Source organism: Pseudoalteromonas sp. SG41-5, from assembly GCF_014164495.1.
GTDB classification, from domain to species: domain Bacteria; phylum Pseudomonadota; class Gammaproteobacteria; order Enterobacterales; family Alteromonadaceae; genus Pseudoalteromonas; species Pseudoalteromonas rhizosphaerae.
The window spans coordinates 19102-37477 of the sequence record NZ_JACJFH010000004.1 but is presented as its reverse complement, the minus strand read 5'-3'; the positions used below and the strand labels follow the sequence as shown (position 1 = coordinate 37477).

At 41.4% G+C, this 18376-nt stretch carries 16 protein-coding genes; 9 read left to right on the top strand and 7 right to left on the bottom strand.

Going from position 1 to position 18376, the window contains the following annotated elements:
- The first annotated feature begins 15 nt into the window (after nt 1–15).
- From H5232_RS01905 to H5232_RS01895, 3 genes are read left to right on the top strand one after another with little or no spacing between them, the layout of a single operon-like run.
- Nucleotides 16–222, top strand: coding sequence for a ParD-like family protein (locus H5232_RS01905; protein ID WP_149982600.1), 207 nt, complete (start codon nt 16–18; stop codon nt 220–222).
- The gene (gene map, locus H5232_RS01900; RefSeq protein WP_182740392.1) at nt 215–1000 is read left to right on the top strand and encodes a type I methionyl aminopeptidase; all 786 of its coding nucleotides are present in this window, start codon (nt 215–217) and stop codon (nt 998–1000) included. Before H5232_RS01905 ends, map begins: the two co-directional genes overlap by 8 nt.
- Before the next feature lie 14 nt (nt 1001–1014).
- Nucleotides 1015–1812 (top strand): AraC family transcriptional regulator, encoded by a 798-nt coding sequence (locus H5232_RS01895; RefSeq protein ID WP_182740393.1) that lies wholly within the window; start codon nt 1015–1017, stop codon nt 1810–1812.
- A gap of 108 nt (nt 1813–1920) precedes the next feature.
- Here the strand turns inward: H5232_RS01895 and can are convergent, their stop codons facing one another.
- The 7 genes from can to ilvG form a co-directional block, all read right to left on the bottom strand.
- Nucleotides 1921–2580: a carbonate dehydratase gene (can, locus tag H5232_RS01890; protein WP_145238393.1), complete on the bottom strand. Its 660-nt coding sequence runs from the start codon at nt 2578–2580 to the stop codon at nt 1921–1923.
- Nucleotides 2580–3773 carry a methyltransferase gene (locus tag H5232_RS01885; RefSeq protein ID WP_182717673.1) on the bottom strand — a complete coding sequence of 398 codons (1194 nt, stop codon included), beginning with the start codon at nt 3771–3773 and terminating at the stop codon, nt 2580–2582. The genes can and H5232_RS01885 overlap by 1 nt, the downstream gene beginning before the upstream one ends.
- A 32-nt stretch (nt 3774–3805) precedes the next feature.
- Nucleotides 3806–4855: an ABC transporter substrate-binding protein gene (locus H5232_RS01880; protein WP_182830510.1), complete on the bottom strand. Its 1050-nt coding sequence runs from the start codon at nt 4853–4855 to the stop codon at nt 3806–3808.
- A 156-nt stretch (nt 4856–5011) separates the two neighbouring features.
- On the bottom strand, nt 5012–6562 hold the full coding sequence (gene ilvA / locus H5232_RS01875) for a threonine ammonia-lyase, biosynthetic (protein WP_182717671.1): 1551 nt from the start codon (nt 6560–6562) through the stop codon (nt 5012–5014).
- 2 nt (nt 6563–6564) lie between these two features.
- Entirely contained in the window at nt 6565–8421 is a 1857-nt protein-coding gene (ilvD, locus tag H5232_RS01870) for a dihydroxy-acid dehydratase (protein WP_145238380.1), read from the bottom strand.
- Nucleotides 8422–8536: 115 nt separating this feature from the next.
- Nucleotides 8537–8779 carry an acetolactate synthase 2 small subunit gene (ilvM, locus tag H5232_RS01865; protein ID WP_145238377.1) on the bottom strand — a complete coding sequence of 81 codons (243 nt, stop codon included), beginning with the start codon at nt 8777–8779 and terminating at the stop codon, nt 8537–8539.
- The gene (ilvG, locus tag H5232_RS01860; protein WP_182784090.1) at nt 8776–10425 is read right to left on the bottom strand and encodes an acetolactate synthase 2 catalytic subunit; all 1650 of its coding nucleotides are present in this window, start codon (nt 10423–10425) and stop codon (nt 8776–8778) included. Before ilvG ends, ilvM begins: the two co-directional genes overlap by 4 nt.
- Before the next feature lie 564 nt (nt 10426–10989).
- Between ilvG and H5232_RS01855 the strand changes: the two genes are divergently transcribed.
- Genes H5232_RS01855 through H5232_RS01830 form a run of 6 tightly spaced genes read left to right on the top strand, consistent with a single transcriptional unit; the run spans nt 10990 to nt 18064 of the window.
- A complete protein-coding gene (locus H5232_RS01855; protein ID WP_182830517.1) occupies nt 10990–12657 on the top strand; it encodes a phosphoethanolamine transferase in 1668 nt (555 codons plus the stop codon).
- Nucleotides 12650–13024, top strand: a complete 375-nt coding sequence (locus H5232_RS01850; protein ID WP_182758656.1) for a diacylglycerol kinase — start codon at nt 12650–12652, stop codon at nt 13022–13024. Before H5232_RS01855 ends, H5232_RS01850 begins: the two co-directional genes overlap by 8 nt.
- On the top strand, nt 13015–14979 hold the full coding sequence (locus H5232_RS01845; protein ID WP_182830509.1) for an LTA synthase family protein: 1965 nt from the start codon (nt 13015–13017) through the stop codon (nt 14977–14979). The genes H5232_RS01850 and H5232_RS01845 overlap by 10 nt, the downstream gene beginning before the upstream one ends.
- 56 nt (nt 14980–15035) lie before the next feature.
- Nucleotides 15036–15710 (top strand): response regulator transcription factor, encoded by a 675-nt coding sequence (locus tag H5232_RS01840; protein ID WP_182717666.1) that lies wholly within the window; start codon nt 15036–15038, stop codon nt 15708–15710.
- Nucleotides 15691–17139, top strand: a complete 1449-nt coding sequence (locus H5232_RS01835; RefSeq protein ID WP_182830508.1) for a sensor histidine kinase KdpD — start codon at nt 15691–15693, stop codon at nt 17137–17139. The genes H5232_RS01840 and H5232_RS01835 overlap by 20 nt, the downstream gene beginning before the upstream one ends.
- A 46-nt stretch (nt 17140–17185) precedes the next feature.
- Nucleotides 17186–18064: a TraB/GumN family protein gene (locus H5232_RS01830; RefSeq protein WP_182717664.1), complete on the top strand. Its 879-nt coding sequence runs from the start codon at nt 17186–17188 to the stop codon at nt 18062–18064.
- Nucleotides 18065–18376: the final 312 nt, after the last annotated feature.

The following is an 18376-nucleotide window of genomic DNA, read 5'->3' as shown; positions in this document are numbered from 1 at the left end:
TATATAGGCACTGTTATGGGTATCGTAAAAATCAGCGACCAACTGCACGAAGAGATCCGCAAAGCCAGTACCACTATGGTACGTTCTATAAACTCTCAATCTGAATACTGGATAAAGATAGGCATGCTAGCTGAGCTTAATCCAACCATGACCTACGCCGAAATAATCAAACAGCAACTTGCACAAGCCGATGTAACAGCAGGAGAATCTTTGCATGAGTGAAATAATTATTAAAACTCCCGCACAAATAGAGCTAATGCGTGAGTCTGGTCGCCTACTGGCAAAGGTATTTGCCTATTTAGATAAACAGGTCAAAATCGGCATCACCACCATGGAGATCAATGATTTAGTAGAGCGCTATATTGTTGATGAGCTTGCTGCGCGTCCTGCCAGCAAAGGCCAGTACGATTATCCTTATGTGTTAAACAGCTCAGTAAATGAAGTAGTCTGTCATGGTTTTCCAGACCCTAAACGCGCGTTAAAATCAGGCGATATCGTCAATTTAGATATTACCCTTGAGAAAAATGGCTTTATTGCCGATTCAAGTAAAATGTATATGCTTGGTGAAGTGTCACCGCTGGCCAAGCGCTTAGTCGAAAAAACTTATCAAGCAATGTGGCAAGGCATCAAGCTCGTAAAACCGGGAGTGAGGTTAGGCGATATTGGCAACGCTATCGCTAATTTTGCCCATACTAATGGCTATAGCGTTGTACGTGAATACTGCGGACATGGTATTGGTGAGAAAATGCACGAAGAGCCGCAAGTTTTACATTATGGTAAACGCAATACCGGCATTGAACTTAAAGAAGGCATGACCTTTACCATTGAGCCGATGATCAACCAAGGGGCGGCAAAAGTAAAAACTAAACCGGATGGCTGGACTGTGGTTACTCGTGATAAAAAGCTTTCTGCGCAGTGGGAGCACACCATAGTCGTCACCGCTGACGGCTATGAAGTACTGACTTTACGCGAAGAAGAAATCGCTATTGCGACGGTATAAGTCAGGTTAACACCATGGCCATTTTATTAGTAAATGATCCATTGCCCCATTTGAGCTTTCAAAAATTCGCACCCGATCAACGCTTAGCTGATTGGGTGCAGTGTTATTGGAAAATAGGTTCAACCACTACACAAACAACACAGTTATTTACAGAAAAGCTCTACCCTGATGCTGGCGCAAGCCTAACAATTGATTTTAGCAACGCGACACCCGTTATTACCTTCGCATTTAATCGTCAAACGCAGGCAATAACTTTCAGCAATCAGGATTATTTAGTTAGTATTCGTTTTGCGCCTACTGGTGCTTATCACTTATTAGGTATAACGCTACACGAATTAGCTGAAGGAAATTATCTACTCGGGGAAGATTTTACCCCAAGCTGGTATCACAGTTTAATAGCATGTGTTGAACAAATGCAAAGCAGTCCACTAACCAGCCAACTGTATTTACTCGAGCAGTGGTTACTCAGCCAAGCAATTAGCAATCAACTCGTAACAAGCAATACAATTAAAGTGATCAAGCAGCTTATTCAACTCAATAATTCCACCAGCTGTGTAGGCAAGCAACTTGGCTTGACACGTCGTACTCTTGAGCGTCGCTTGAAAAAAGAAGCCGGGGTTAGTCCAGCTCAATTACAGCAATTTTACCGACTAAAAGCCGCACGCACGCTTCTAGCTGACAGCCAAACACCGATAACAGATATAGCCTTGCAATGTGGCTATTATGATCATGCTCACTTTTGTCATGCCTTTCATAATTTTACTTTTGAAACACCACGGCAATATCGCAAGCGAAAAACACCGAAAGTATAGAGGGTGTTTTCATCACACAAAAAACACATCGACTTAGCCTTTAAACTAAGATTACAATTACTGAAGTTAGCCCGCGCCCAGATAAGACGCAGTGCTTAGGTTACGTGCTTATTCTACTACGTAACGTTCAAACACTTTAAGCCCAGCACTTTTATAGTTAACATCAACTTCATCGGCACAAGTAACTACTGACTCTAAGTCGTGTAAGTGACCGTTTGCTAGACCATAAACCCAACCATGAATAGTTAACTCCTGACCACGCTGCCATGCTTCTTGGACGATATTAGTACGGCATACATTGCGTACTTGCTCAATCACATTCAATTCAATCAAGCTATTGAGACGATCTTTTTCTGCGAGTGCATTGATCTTTGAGGTGTATTTTTCTTTTACATCACCGACGTGACGAAGCCAGTTATCAATTAAACCAAACTTAGCATCTTTGAGTACTGCCTGAACACCACCACAGCCATAGTGACCAACAACCATGATATGTTTAACTTTTAACACTTCAACGGCGTACTGCATCACTGATAAGCAGTTATGATCGGTATGCACCACCACATTCGCCACATTACGATGAACAAATAGCTCACCCGGCATTAGATCAACGATTTCATTAGCCGGTACGCGAGAGTCCGAACAACCAATCCACAGGTATTCTGGGTTTTGCTGCATGGATAGAATTTTAAAAAATTCTGGATCATCTTTACACGTTCGTTCAGCCCAGCGTTTATTGTTTTCAAATAAGTTTTTTAATTTTCTCATTACATCTCTTTTCTGTCTTTGACGGTAGCTTGGATCAAGATATTACGTGGCGTTAATTGTTTTTCGCAAAACGTCTGCACACTGACTTGATAACCTTGTTGTTGCAAATATAAAGCACGATCGAGCACAAGCCAAACCTCAATTGCTCTTCTAAACACATGACGGACCAGTTCGATACGTTCAGTGACTTTTTTGCGCATTTCGCCTTTTTTTAAAAAGGATTCATAATCAATACCTTGCGGTATATCTAGCGCCTTTTTCTCCGCGGCCCATGCACAAAAAGCTTTAAATGAATCTGAAAAAATAGCTTTGTTAACTGAGGGCACACTGACGTAGTTTTGTTCGCTGGTGAGACTTTTGCGTAAAGCATCAAAACCCAATCGCCATTGCACTTCAGTTTTACGAACTTTATCTACCCGAGAAGGCGCTGTCACCGTCTCTTGTAGTGCTAATTTTAAATCACGATGCGTTAACTGCAGTTGACTACGCTTACCGGCATCGCTCATAGCTTGATAATCATTCGGGGTGAATAAGTGATAGCAACACGGCGATAGACTGATTTTTTGCGTTTGCGCGCTAGCCGCGTTACTCATAAACGTCTGATGTAACGCTCCGCAAGCATGCAGCGCTACGGCATGTTGTGCTTGTTGAAAATACTCAGTTACATCATCTTTAAGTACATCTGCTTGGCTAAAGTGCATGGCTAACCCTTGTTGCAGAGCACTTTGCTGACCTTGTTCACATAAATGTTGTTGCAGTTCGATGCTGTGCACACTCGGCGCACGGTTAAATGCCAGCATACGTCCTAAATGGCCTTTCCCTGCACACCATTCTAATACAGGTAATTGTGATTCTTGGCCAAGCGCACAGACAAAATCTTGCAGCTGTGCAAACTTGCGCCCTTTAATACCATTGCTGATCCAAAACGGATATTCGCAACGCGTAGTGGAGGCTTGAGGTAAGTCACACAATGTAGCTAAGTTATTGACTACGGGAATATACGGGCTAAAAAATTGATACAAGGCATCTTGATTGCTATCGAGTTCAGCAACTTGTTGATCGCTCAACAGCGTTAATGGTTGTTCTAATTCAGGCCATGGCAGCTGATCAAAATCGAATGCAGTGCATTGCCAATAGTGGCGAGTACTATGTAATAAGTTATCTAGGGCTGTAAACTGCTCAGCAAGGCTCATGTGATTTTAGCGATGGTCATTTCATTTATGCATTATACGCTTTTTCTGAACATCAAGCGTAAATAAAGTGGTATCGATAACAAACTAATTATAATTGCTGTAATAAGCATCCACGACATTTTAATTTTTTCAGGTTCAACATACTGGTAAATAAAGCCATCTTGCGCCTGATTAAAGGCATCTTGCTCAATCCCGTATAGATCAGCAATCAACCGCCATTTCGCTATCGACATAGATCCTAAATTAGTGCCAGGTGGTAAAATATAATCACTCAATACTTCAGCTTCATAGGCAAGCTGAGAAAAGCTTTTATCAGGTGCGTATTGGTGTTGAGTTAATGCAATTGTTTCATCCATATGCATCATTGCATAGCGCCAGCCCTTTAAGCTGGCCTGATAAAATGCTTCAACTGTTTGCGGATGTTGTTCGAGCATATTTTCTGTGGTGTAAAGAATATCGCTATAAACATTAATTCCATACTTCTGCGGGCAAATAAATCTATAGTCGATGCCTTGCTCACGCATTATATACGGCTCATTAGTCACGTACACTTGCATCGCATCAATACTCCCAGCTAACCAATCCGTAATGCTGTTACCACTTTCATAAGAAGGTAAATTATTTGTTTGGATACCACTGCGTTCGAGCATTACCAATAATTCGGCATTTTCTTTGCGGCTGATACTGCTAAGACGCTTATTGACAAAATCCCGAGGATGAAAAATATCGGAGCTTTTTTTTACCATCCAACAATAAGGAGAAAATTGTAAAATAGCAGCCATTGCCACCAAGGGTTTACCTGCGATCCGTTGCTGTAAAATACCTGAGTGCCCGACCCCGAAGTGAGCTTGGCCAGCCAACACTTTACTAAAGGTATCTGGGTTCTCAGGATCTGCCGGTAAAATAGTGACGTTTAGCCCTGCCGCTTTGTAAAAGCCTTGTTGCTGAGCCATATAGTAACCAGAAAATTGAAATTGATGCGTCCACTTTAGTTGTAAAGTCACATCCGCTGCCGCAACACTTTGCCCGCTGAGTATAAGCAAAGTAGCATAAAGCTGAAATTTCAGTCCTTTTAATGACAAATCGTAATCTAATTAGTTGGCTAATATTGCTATAACTATAAACCCAAGACATTGAGTTTGCAAAGAGACAAAAAAGCACCTCAATTGAGGTGCTTGCTTATACTAAAACCACCTCAAGCTACAGAATTCGTATCTTGAGGTGGTTTTAGTATATATTTAATTATTAACCGCTTTCACCCTATCAATGGGACGTTGAGTAGTTAAAAATTGGGTAAAACATGGATTCAGTGTTTCATCTTGCACACTGTAACCTAAGCGATTTAAATGCTCGTTGAATACCTCATACTGACTAGGCTCAATCGCAAACCCTGCTAATACATTACCCATCGAACCACCATGATTACGATAATGAAACAAAGTAATATTCCAATTGCTACCTAAGGTATCTAAAAAGCGCGCTAGTGCGCCTGGATATTCAGGAAACTCAAAGCGTAATAACCGCTCATGCATCTGCTCAGGTGCTTTACCACCAACCATATAACGAACATGTAATTTAGCCAGTTCGTTATCTGATAAATCACAAAATTGATAGCCATTGGTGGTTAAATCAGCTGTCAGTTCATCTAACTCTTGCTGACCTTGGCGCAGTGCAACACCAACAAATATTTGCGCTTCACCAGGGCCTGCGTAACGGTAGTTAAATTCAGTAATTGCGCGACCACCTAATGAGGCGCAAAACTGTTTAAAGCTGCCTTTTTCTTCATTGATGGTTACTGCTAACAACGCTTCGTTTTTCTCTCCCAGCGCAGTACGCTCAGCCACATAACGTAAGCGGTCAAAGTTTAAGTTTGCGCCAGATAACACAGCTGCTAAATGCAGCCCTTTTTGGCCTGTTTGCTGACACCATTTTTTCAGCCCAGCCGTTGCCAGCGCACCTGATGGCTCAGCAATCGCACGGGTTGAAACAAAAATATCTTGCATCGCCGCACATATTTCATCACCGGTTACAGTGACTACTTCATCACAAAACTTTTGCGCTAAACGAAAGGTTTCGGTACCAATAATTTTTACCGCAACACCATCGGCAAAACTGCCAACCCGTTCAAGCTCGACGGGCTTGCCTGCTGCAAGTGCCGCTTGTAAACAGGCACTTTCATCAGCTTCTACACCGATTACTTTTATATCTGGGCGCAATGACTTTATATACACGGCCATACCAGCAAGTAAGCCACCACCACCAACTGGAATAAATACCGCATCAAGTTGATTAAGCTGCTGCATTAATTCACGTGCAACCGTGCCTTGCCCTACAATTACATCAGGATCATCAAATGGAGGAACAAATATGCCGTCGCGCTGCTCAGTAAGTTCTAGTGCATAAGCTTTGGCAGCATCAAAATGATGGCCATGTAAAACCACTTCGCCACCAAGCGCACGTACCGCATTGACTTTGATTTCAGGGGTCGTCACTGGCATTACAATCGTTGCTTGATGCCCTAAGTGTGACGCACTGAGCGCCACCCCTTGAGCATGATTACCAGCTGAGGCAGTGATCACCACTGAACCGGCTGGCAGTTTAGCCAGTTTGTTGTATGCACCACGCAGTTTAAACGAATAAACTGGCTGCTGATCTTCGCGCTTTAGCCATACTTGATTACCAAGACGAGCACTGAGTTCAGCCATTTCGCTAACCTCAGTAACTTTTGCCAGTGGTTCCATATTGGCTTGGATAATAGCGCGAAAATAATCGAGCTCTTGAGAAACCATAATTAACTAAGCTCCTCCAGTTTGGCTAAATCACGCACCGCGCCTTTATCAGCACTGGTTGCAAGTAGCGCATACGCTTTTAGCGCAGATGATACATAACGTTCACGATCGAGTGGTTTGTACGCTTGTTTACCACGAGCAAGTTGCTTTTGCTTACGCGCTTCAAGTTCTTCATCTGTTAACGCTAACGTGATTTCGCGGGTAGCGATATCGATAATAATTTTATCGCCGTTTTCAACATAAGCAATGGCACCACCACTGGCCGCTTCTGGTGAAACGTGGCCAATTGATAAACCTGACGTACCGCCCGAGAAGCGACCATCGGTTATAAGTGCGCACTGCTCAGCCAAACCTTTTGATTTTAAGTAACTGGTTGGATAAAGCATTTCCTGCATGCCAGGTCCGCCTTTCGGTCCTTCGTAGCGAATAACGACTACGTCACCGGCTTTTACTTCGTCATTTAAAATGCCTTCAACTGAATCATCTTGTGATTCATACACCACGGCGGTGCCTTCAAAGTGTAGCATTTCATCAACCACACCCGCGCTTTTCACAATACAACCATCAACAGCTAAATTACCCGATAGTACGGCTAAGCCGCCATCTTGGCGAAACGCATGTTCAACGCTACGGATACAACCATGTTCACGGTCATTATCGCCTTCATCCCAACGACATTCTTGGCTCATTGCTTTGGTGGTACGAATACCTGCAGGTCCCGCTCGGTAAAACTTTTGTGCTGCTTCGTTGTTTGGATCAGTGGCATCCCATTTTTTAACTAGCTCTGCCATAGTCATGCCAGCAACATGGTTTACCGACAGATCCACTAAGCCAGCTTTGCCAAGCTCGCGAATTATTGCCATCATGCCACCAGCACGATGCACATCTTCAATATGGTATTGCGCGGTTGCAGGCGCTACTTTACATAAGAAAGGTGTTTTACGAGATAACGCATCAATGTGCGACATATCAAAATCAACACCGGCTTCTTGCGCAGCGGCAAGTAAATGCAATACGGTATTTGACGAGCCACCCATAGCAATATCAACCACCATGGCATTCATAAACGCGGTTTTATTAGCGATAGCACGCGGCAAGACTTCTTTATTATCTTTTTGGTAATACTCACGGCATAAATCAACAATTCGTGCACCGGCTTCAACATACAGTTGTTTACGATCTTTATGAGTCGCAAGTGTAGTGCCGTTACCAGGTAGTGCGAGGCCAATTGCTTCTAATAAACAGTTCATTGAGTTGGCGGTAAACATGCCCGAACACGAGCCACAGGTAGGACACGCTGAGCGCTCTACTTGCTCTGAGTCAGCATCACTTACTGATTCATCAGCACCTTTTACCATGGCATCCACTAAATCTAGTTTGATATCAATATTAGCAAGCTTAGTTTTACCGGCTTCCATTGGGCCGCCAGACACAAAGATTACTGGAATGTCTAAACGAAGTGCCGCCAGCATCATCCCAGGGGTGATTTTGTCGCAGTTAGAAATACAGATCATTGCATCGGCGCAGTGACCATTTACCATGTATTCAACTGAGTCAGCAATTAAGTCGCGCGATGGTAATGAATACAGCATACCGCCGTGGCCCATGGCAATACCATCATCAATGGCAATAGTATTAAATTCTTTTGGCACACCACCCGCTTGAGTGATGGTTTCTGCCATAAGCTCACTGAGTTGGTTAAGATGCACATGACCCGGTACAAATTGCGTGAATGAGTTTACAACCGCAATAATCGGTTTGCCAAAATCGCTATCTGTCATTCCTGTTGCACGCCATAATGCACGAGCACCTGCGCGCTTTCGACCTTCAGTTGTTGTTGCACTTCTTAATTTAGCCATAGTTACCTCAGTGTTTGCAGTTACTTTTAATATGTAACTGACATCCTCATTCTTAAATTTTTATTGCTAAGGGGAAAAGACCCAATAGCCCTGTTGATTTAGTTTTTACAGCAAACTACATTGCTTGCTGTTGTAAATTTTCTAGCGTTACTTGCTTAACGTCCACCAGCTTATTGAGCTGCGTGGTTAATAAGTGAATTGGCTTATCACTGTCGACCGTCATAGCCACATGGTAATGACCATCATCCATATTCAATTGAAAATGGGTTAAATCAAAACCACGATGACGAACTACACGCAAAAAGCGCTCAACGGCGATACTTTGATTTTTTAAAGCGACTGTTAAACTGTGTTTCATTTTCCACTCTCCGTCATCATTTCGTCATTCGCGGCACCCGGCGGTACTAGCGGCCAAACATTTTCTTTATCGTCGATACAGGCATGTACTATATAAGGACCTTTACTATTCACTAATGCTGTAATTGCATCATCAACTTGGTTAGCGTGGGTGATCGTTTGCCCAGCGATACCAAATACGGCAGCCAATTGCACAAAATCAGGGTTATCTGATAAATCAGTTTCAGAATAACGCCCTTCAAAAAATAACTCTTGCCATTGACGAACCATACCTAAACGTTGGTTATCTAAAATTAATATTTTTACCGGTAAATTGTTACGACGAATAGTGGCTAACTCTTGAATGTTCATCATGATTGAACCATCACCAGAAACAGTGATCACAAAATCATTTGGTCGAGCGACTTGCGCACCAATGGCCGCAGGTAAACCAAAGCCCATAGTGCCTGCGCCACCACTACTTAAATGGTTGCTTGGATGACTAAACTTCATATGTTGTGCCACCCACATTTGGTGCTGACCAACATCACAACACACAACGCCTGTACTTGGCATCCGCTGGCTTAGTTGGCTTAATAAATACGGGGCATATACTTTTTCGCCCGGATAGTCATAACGCCATGCATGTTCAATCATCATCTCTTTGGCATGATCACGCCATGCTTGTTCTGTTACAAAGCACTCTAATTGCGGCAATGAGGTTTTTAAATCAGCAACTAATGATGCTTTAACTGGTTTACGCTTACCAATTTCAGCAGCATCTATATCTAAATGGATCACTTTTGCTTTAGCCGCAAACTTGCCTAAATTGCCTGTTACACGGTCATCAAAGCGCGCACCGATGCATACTAGAACATCACACTCTTGTACCGCTAAATTTGCAGCTTGGCCGCCATGCATACCTAACATACCTAAGTTATATTCGTAATCAGGTAATACACTGCCTAATGCTTTTAGCGTTGAAACCGCAGGCATTTGGGTTTTTTCTAAAAATTGCATTAGCTGTACTTGCGCATCAGCCGCCTGTACACCGCCGCCAACATAGGCAACAGGTCGTTTGGCTTCGCTTAATAGTTGGTTAGCAATAGCCACTTGCTTTAAATCTAACACCGGTAAGTAATCATCGGCCGCAAGCCAAGGATGAAAAGGCACTTGCGCCATTTGAATATCTTTTGGTATATCTACTAACACAGGGCCTGGACGACCTGATTGCGCTAAATGCATGGCTTCTTGCAGTATTTCGGCTAAATCTTCAGGACGTTCAACCATATAACTGTGCTTAGTGCAGGATAATGACATACCTAATACATCAATCTCTTGAAACGCATCAGAGCCAATGGCAGCAGTTGGTACTTGGCCTGTGATCGCAAGTAATGGTACTGAGTCCATCATCGCATCAGCAAGCGCGGTGATTAAGTTAGTAGCCCCAGGGCCTGAAGTCGCAAAACACACCCCAAGTTTACCCGTGCTACGAGCAAAACCAACAGCAGCAAAACCTGCACCTTGCTCATGACGAGTGAGATAATGTTTAACCGGCGCACCATACAGCGCATCGTAAATTGGCATGATTGCCCCACCAGGGTAACCAAATACTTCTTTTACGCCGTGTTTGGCTAATAAATCAATTGTTAACTCTGCGCCTGTCATTAAATAATCCTCATTCCTCAGTGACATATCTATACTTAACTATTGCTAAACCCTGAAACTAAAAAGCCCCCCGACTGGTTAAGTGCGGGGGGCTTTTATAATGCTTTACGTATTTTTAAAGCACTAAGTAGCCCCCGCGGTAATAATAATCACCACGACGTTAATAAGGACTAGGTTTAGTGCGTTTGTAAGCATGTAATAAATACCAAAATTTGTTAATTTACGAAGGAATTGCAACTCCCCCGCTGTCTTTTTATATTAGTACCGCGATGAGAGTGCTAAGTCAACCTTAAAATCAATCTAAAAAAACACTCACCAATCAATTTTAAAGGCATAAAAATCCAATATATAAGCCTAAATAGATTAATTTTCCTAATATATGAAGCTATTGATATTTCATACCTCGTTATAACCAATTACTGGTTTGATTAATTTTTGACGAAATCACAATAAATCATTCTTTTTTAAATCACCTCATTCAGGAAATGACTAGTTACCCTTAAGTGTTTCTTAAGTCTTGGACTCTACCATGCAGGTATTAAATTATTATTGAGTTCTCAATTTATGTTGGTAAGCCAATTTCTCAGCACAGGTTTTAAAAAGCGCTTCTACATTACCTGTAGCGCCAATACTTTTATCATCGCATTAGCATGTTATTACTGCTTAATCATCAATATCCCTTTTATGCATGGTGCATTTAACGCAATCACCACATTGCCCTCTTTTTCGTGGTTATTTTTACTCTCAGTGCCGTTACTGTTGCTGTGCTTATTAATTATTTTCTTTTCATTCTTATCTAGTCGCTGGCTACTCAAACCAATTAATTACATATTATTGTTAAGCTCGTGCGCCGTTCTTTACGGCACTTTAAATTATGGAGTGGTATTTGACTATTCTATGATTCAAAACACCTTTGAAACTGACGGTCATGAAGCGGCAAGCTATCTTAACTTGCAATTTATTATATTCTTTTGTTTGTTCGCCTTACTGCCGCTATTGGTTTTAATCAAAACCAAGGTTCGCTTTAGTCTGGTTAGCAAAGAGCTGGTGAGTCGTTGTAAACTGCTACTGGGCTGCTTTGCCTTAATCGCCGTAATTGTATTGAGTTTTTATGCCGACTATGCCGCTACCGGACGTAACAATCAATTATTAAAGAAAGAGTTAATTCCATTCCAATATTTAAGCAGTGGCTATAAATATATTCGCGATCAATGGCTGGTCTCTGACGAACCATTTCAAATTTTAGACCCAGCACCAGTACTAAGTGCATCACAACACACGCAAGTAACCGTTATCGTGGTAGGTGAAACAGCACGTGCTGAAAACTTTGCTTACCAAGGCTATACACGCGATACCAACCGTTTCACTCGACCTTTCAAAGTAACGTACCTGAACAATGTAGCGTCCTGTGGAACCGCAACAGCGGTATCGGTCCCTTGTATGTTCTCACAACAAAACCAAGCTGAGTTCTCACGTAACGAAGCTGATAACCAGCAAAACATTCTCGACATAGCTCAAAGCGCTGGCGCTTATGTGTTGTGGATTGATAATAACAGTGGCTGTAAAAATGTCTGTAATCGCGTTACCAACATTACCATCAAGGTAGATAACTCTGCACTTTGTGAACAACAGCATTGCTATGACGAAGCGTTACTAGCACCACTTAAACGTAAACTAGCTAATTTAAGCCAAGCCAATACGGTCATTGTATTGCATATGATGGGCTCTCATGGACCCACTTACTTTCAGCGCTACCCAGATCAATTTAAGCAATTCACACCGACCTGCGATCGCAGTGATATACAAAACTGTAGCACTGAGCAGTTAGTTAATACTTATGACAACACCATAGCGTATAGCGACTACGTAAATTCATTAATGTTAACCGAACTGAATAACTTACCTGACAATATTGATAAAACCTTTGTATATATTTCAGATCACGGTGAGTCGCTCGGCGAAAACGGCGCCTACTTACATGGCTTTCCGTATAGCTTTGCTCCTAGTGGCCAAACCCATGTCCCAATGTATATGTGGGCTGCCAAAGGTAATCAACGTATTACAGAAAGTTGCTTAAAGAGTGTTGATCAACAACAAGCTGCTTCTCACGACAATATCTTCCATACATTAATAAGTCTAATAGGCATCAAAAGTAAAGCCTATGAACAGTCTTTAGATTTAGTAAGTAACTGTAAAACAACTAATAAAAAAGTGAAAAACAATAATGAATAATTCGAAAACGGTAATCAAACGCCAAGGACTACTACGCCTTTTATTTACCTTACGCCATACTTTCAATGGCTTAAAATGGATGACGCGATTTGAAGCTGCATTTCAGCAAGAACTCGCGCTATTTTTATTACTTGGAGTGTTTGCGTGGCTGGCGAATATTCCCACCAGCGATAAACTTATTTTAATTGCCAGCTTGCTGTTTGTACTATTCGCCGAGTTAGTCAATACCGCGATTGAAGTGGTGGTTGATCGTATTGGTACAGAACATCATGAACTCTCTGGGCTGGCTAAAGATATTGCCTCTGCCAGTGTATTTATAGCAATGATGATTAGCACACTGGTTTGGTGGGCTATTTTATGGGCATAACTGATAAATTTAGTCTTGCGCAACTACAAAATAGACTCGGTCCATATTGGGTATTGCTAACATTTTTTAGTTTATCACTGACTATGTTAACTCTGGCTCGTTTTAGCTTAAGTGTATGGCAAGGTGAGCGAGTATTTAGCTCTCATGCTTGGCTAAATATTTTTGTTGGCGGCTTGCGCGTTGATACGGCTACCTTAAGTTATATTTTAATGCCGGCATTGTTGTTGATAATTATCAGCACATTAGTCTCTAAACAGCAGCTTATTCGTGGCATCATTAAATACTATTTATTGCTAATGACCGCGTTGCTGATCTTCTTTGAAGTGATCACTGCGACCTTTATTAGTGAATATGATTTGCGTCCAAACCGCTTATTTATTGAATACTTAATATACCCAAAAGAAGTCTCTCGAATGATTTTTGCGGGGTATAAAATAGAGGTATTCACCACTTTATTATTCTTGATCGTTGGGGTAAAACTGGCTACAAAAGTTTTTACCAGCCAATGGCGTAGCCACTGTCAGTTGCCAATCATAAAACACTCCTTATTGGTGATTAGCTTACTGTGCTTAACCGTTCTAGGTGCACGTAACTCACTAGGTCATCGACCGTTAAACCCTGCAATGATGGCATTCTCAACTGATCATTTACTTAATGATCTTAGTCTTAACTCGTTGTATAGCGTAGCCTTTGCAATTAAACAACTCAGTAATGAAAAATCAAGCCAAGACTTTTATGGCACCATGGCCGAAGAGGAATTATTAGCCTTAGTACGCGCGAGTATGCAAAATGAGCAAGCTGTTTTTAACGATGCCAGCGCACCAACCAAAACCTTTCATCAAGCGGCGTATCAAGGGAAGCCCAAAAACTTAGTTATCATTTTGCAAGAAAGTTTAGGAGCACGTTATGTGGGTACTTTAGGCGGCTTACCTTTAACCCCTAATATAGATAAACTTTATCAGCGAGGTTGGGGGTTTGATAATCTATACGCCACGGGCACACGCTCAGTTCGCGGTATAGAAGCGGTTATTACTGGATTTACCCCCACCCCTTCTCGCGCAGTAGTAAAGCTTGATAAATCGCAACGTGATTTTTTTACCATTGCTGACTTTTTAAGCAAACAAGATTACCAAACCCAGTTTATTTACGGTGGTGAAAGCCACTTTGATAATATGCAAAGCTTCTTTTTGGGTAATGGTTTTCAACACATTGTAGATAGTAATGACTTTGCCAATATTGATTTTAATGGCTCATGGGGTGCATCGGATGAAGACTTATACAACCAAGCAGATATAGAACTCACCAAGTTACAGCAGCAAGGGCAGCCATTTTTTAGCTTAGTATTTTCCAGCTCTAACCATAGCCCGTATGAGTTCCCTGATAATAAAATTGCACTTTACGATAATGAAAAACAAACTCGCAATAATGCAGCAAAATATGCCGATTATGCGCTAGGCACCTTTATCGAAAAAGCAAAGCAATCAAGTTACTGGGACGATACCGTCTTTATAGTGATTGCTGATCATGACTCGCGCGTATCGGGGGCAAGTTTAGTACCGATTGATCACTTTCGTATTCCTGCGGTTATTTTTGGTAAAGGTATCAATGCCAAGCGTGATCATCAGTTGGCTAGCCAACTTGATATTCCGACGACATTATTATCATTGATTGGAGCCAGTGGTGAACATCCAATGATAGGTCGCGATCTTACGCAGCCAATCGCAGATAATAAACAACGCGCAATGATGCAATACGATAAAAACTTTGCCTACATAACCGGTAATAGTGGCCAAGGTAATAAGGTCGTAATTTTACAACCACAAAAACCAGCAACCACTTATATATACACACAAGATAAATTAGTGCCCACCAGCAACGACCCACAATTGGTGAAAAAAGCACTGGCACATGCCAATTTAGGTAATTTAGCCTATCAAAAGAGTTGGTATCATTAATCTATAAGCCTTGCTAAAGTAGCAAGGCGAACATGTTATTTAATTGAGTTAAGATCATGAAGATACTCGTAATCGAAGATTCTGAACCGCTTAGACGCAGCCTAGATGTAGGCCTTAATAATCTCGGTTTTACCGTGGACGGTACCGGTGATGGTTCACACGGTTTAAGCATGGCACTGTGTGGCGACTATGATTTAATCATTCTCGACTTAATGCTACCAAGTGTTGATGGCATGAGTATTCTCAAGGCACTGCGTAGCAGCTCGAGTCAAACTCGGGTATTAATTTTATCTGCTCGCTCTGAAGCACAAGACAAAATAAACGGCTTAATGAAAGGTGCTGATGATTATCTAACGAAACCGTTTTCGTTTGAAGAACTACATGCCAGAGTACTGGCGCTGTCTCGGCGAGGCCAATTACAAAACCAGCAAAACACACTCTGTGTAGGAGAATGCGTGTTAGATTTGAGCTTAAAAACACTGCATTATCAGCAGCAGCCTATAAACCTTACTCGCAACGAATATAAAATCATTGAGTGCTTATTTAGTGCCAAAGAACGGGTATTAGGCCTTGAGATGATCAGCGAAGCCGTGGTCGGCCAATTTGATATGCTGTCAAAAAATGCGCTAGAAGCGCATATTTCAGCGATCCGCAAAAAAGTACGGCTGCTCGGCGGCGAACTACCAATTAAAAATAAACGTGGATTTGGTTATGTCGCCTCTCAAAACTGAGCTGCCAAAAACTAAACGTCACTCTATCAAGCGTAAACTCGTCAATAATATTAGTGCCGTACTATCGATTATTCTAGTTACTATTTTTTTAACCGTCGATTTGAGTGTTGATTCTTGGGTTGAAAATCAATTTAATCAATCTTTAACTAATAAATCTAATTATTTAAAAACCTTAGTGAAAGATCATAATGGCAAACTAGAATTTGATTTTGCTGGCGAGTTTATGTCTGAATATGAGCAGGCCAATGCCAGCGAATTTTATCAGCTATGGCACGAACAACAGACGTTTGAAAAATCAGATTCATTGCAACTATATCAAAATATTGATTTACCCAATTTAGCTATCCCCATTAACGAATTTAAAATTATTGATTACACTCTGCCTAACGGTGAAGAGGGTCGCGCCATGATCAGCCACTTCATTGCCCAGCAAGAAAATGAAGCAGCGCGCGGCAGCGGTCATTTTAAGACCATGGTTTTAACTATCGCCGCTCCTATTTCATCATTAAATAAAGTATTGCTGATCATTGATGTGGTTTTTATTCTGACCTGTATTATCGCAGTTTTTGGAGTGCGTTATTTAGTCACTCGAATCGTTAACCGTGGCCTCTTTCCACTGAACAACTTAAATGAACAAATAAAATTACTCGATATCACTGGCGCCTCACAAACTATCAAAAGCGACTTTCAAGTAGAGGAAATTGAACCTATTCGTAATGAGCTGAATAAATTTATTACCACCAATCAACAGCTCTATCAAAATGAAAAACGCCTAACCAGCGACATCGCACATGAATTAAAAACACCAATTTCTGAGCTGATCAGCTTGTCGGAAGTGGCACTGCGTTACCCTGATGATGAGCGTATTAGCGCCACATATACCAGCGACATTTTGGCTATATCACAGCGTATGAAAACCATCGTCAATAACTTACTGCTATTACAACGCGCTGGTAGTAGCGCTGTAGAGCTCAATTTAGAAAGCGTTAATTTAAGTGACTTTATTACGCAATTAAGCAATGAACTGCAGTTTAAACATGCCGATATTGAGCAGCGCTTACAGCTAGATGTTGCAACTGAGCTGATGATCACCGCTGACCGATTTTGCCTGCATACCATTTTATCTAACTTGCTCGATAACGCATTGTTTTATGGGCTTAGCACCCAACCTATCAACTTACAGGTCGAACAAACTAAATATCACACCACAATCACGCTATGCAACGCTTTAGCTAAGCCTTTAAGTGAACAACAACTTGAGGCTATTTTTGATCCCCTTTACCAGCTTGATAGCTCACGAACGAATAACCAACGCCACGGCTTGGGGCTAGCGATAGTTAACAGTTTATGTAATCTCAATAACTTTACCATCAGCGCAAAAAACAAGCCAAACTCTCGCTTAGCATTAATTTTAACGTTACCCAATTAAGCGTATTGGTTTAATATGGATATATACCCAACCAATAAGGACAATTATGAACCTCACTCAGCGTATTAGCAGTTACTTTATTTTATCCCTTTTACTGTGTATTAGTTTTGCTAGCCACAGTGAACCTGGGTTGTGGCAAATAGAAAAAAATGGCGTTAAATCATATTTGTTTGGCACTGTGCATGTCGGTGATGCCACTATGAAAGGGCTACCTAAAAAAGTAACCGACGCGCTTGATGCCAGCGATCAAGTAATTGTTGAAGTCGATGTTAGTGCAATCAGCCCGATGGAAATGCAGCGCCGCTCTATGCCATTTATGATGCTAAAAAACGGTAATACTCTACAAAGCGAATTATCTGAGCAAAACTATAAAAAGCTTCAGCAATACTTCAGCAACAAATCAATTGATATAGCGATGTTTAATAACCTAGCTCCATGGGCCGTAATGGTTACTATGCTGCAAATGGAATTTCAAAATATTGGTTTTTCTGATCAATATGGCATTGATAAACAAGTGCTTGCCTATACAAAAGCGAACAATATACCGGTTGGCGAATTAGAAACGCTCGAATATCAAATGGAGATGTTTAATAATCTATCGTTGTTAAGTAACGAAATGATTGAAGAAACGTTTGAACAGCTTGCCGATGTTGAAACCTACTTTATAACCTTAGTTAATGCATGGAAAAATGGCGATATGGCCACCTTAACTAAGTACTACAATGAAAGCTTTGATGACAGCAACTACGGTGAGATCAGCGAACAAGTTATGCTGATTGAACGTAACAATAATTGGATAAAAGAGCTCACACCTCGCATTGGTAAAGAAAAACTATTTATCGCCGTAGGCGCCCTGCATTTGCCAGAACAACACGGTTTATTAAAGCAGTTTAAAAACCAAGGTTTTACAGTAACTCGCCTGTAATTACTCACGAAAAGACAACTCACCTGCTTGGCTAGTAATAGCCAAGCGGTTATAGGTATCAATGCAAAAGCGGCTATAATTTTTGACAAGCTTTTGCAAAAAACTCTTACTTAAAACGCTGTTATGGCATTTATTTAGCAATAAACTCACCACTTTCTGCAAGTATTTTTTCAAATAATTCTATTGCACTATGGCTCTCTTCATCCGATCCCCATTGAGATGCCTCACCCCAAATAACTCCCCACTCATCAGACTAAATACTTATATCTGACAACCGTGACGATTTATCTGAATGTGTTACACATAAATAAT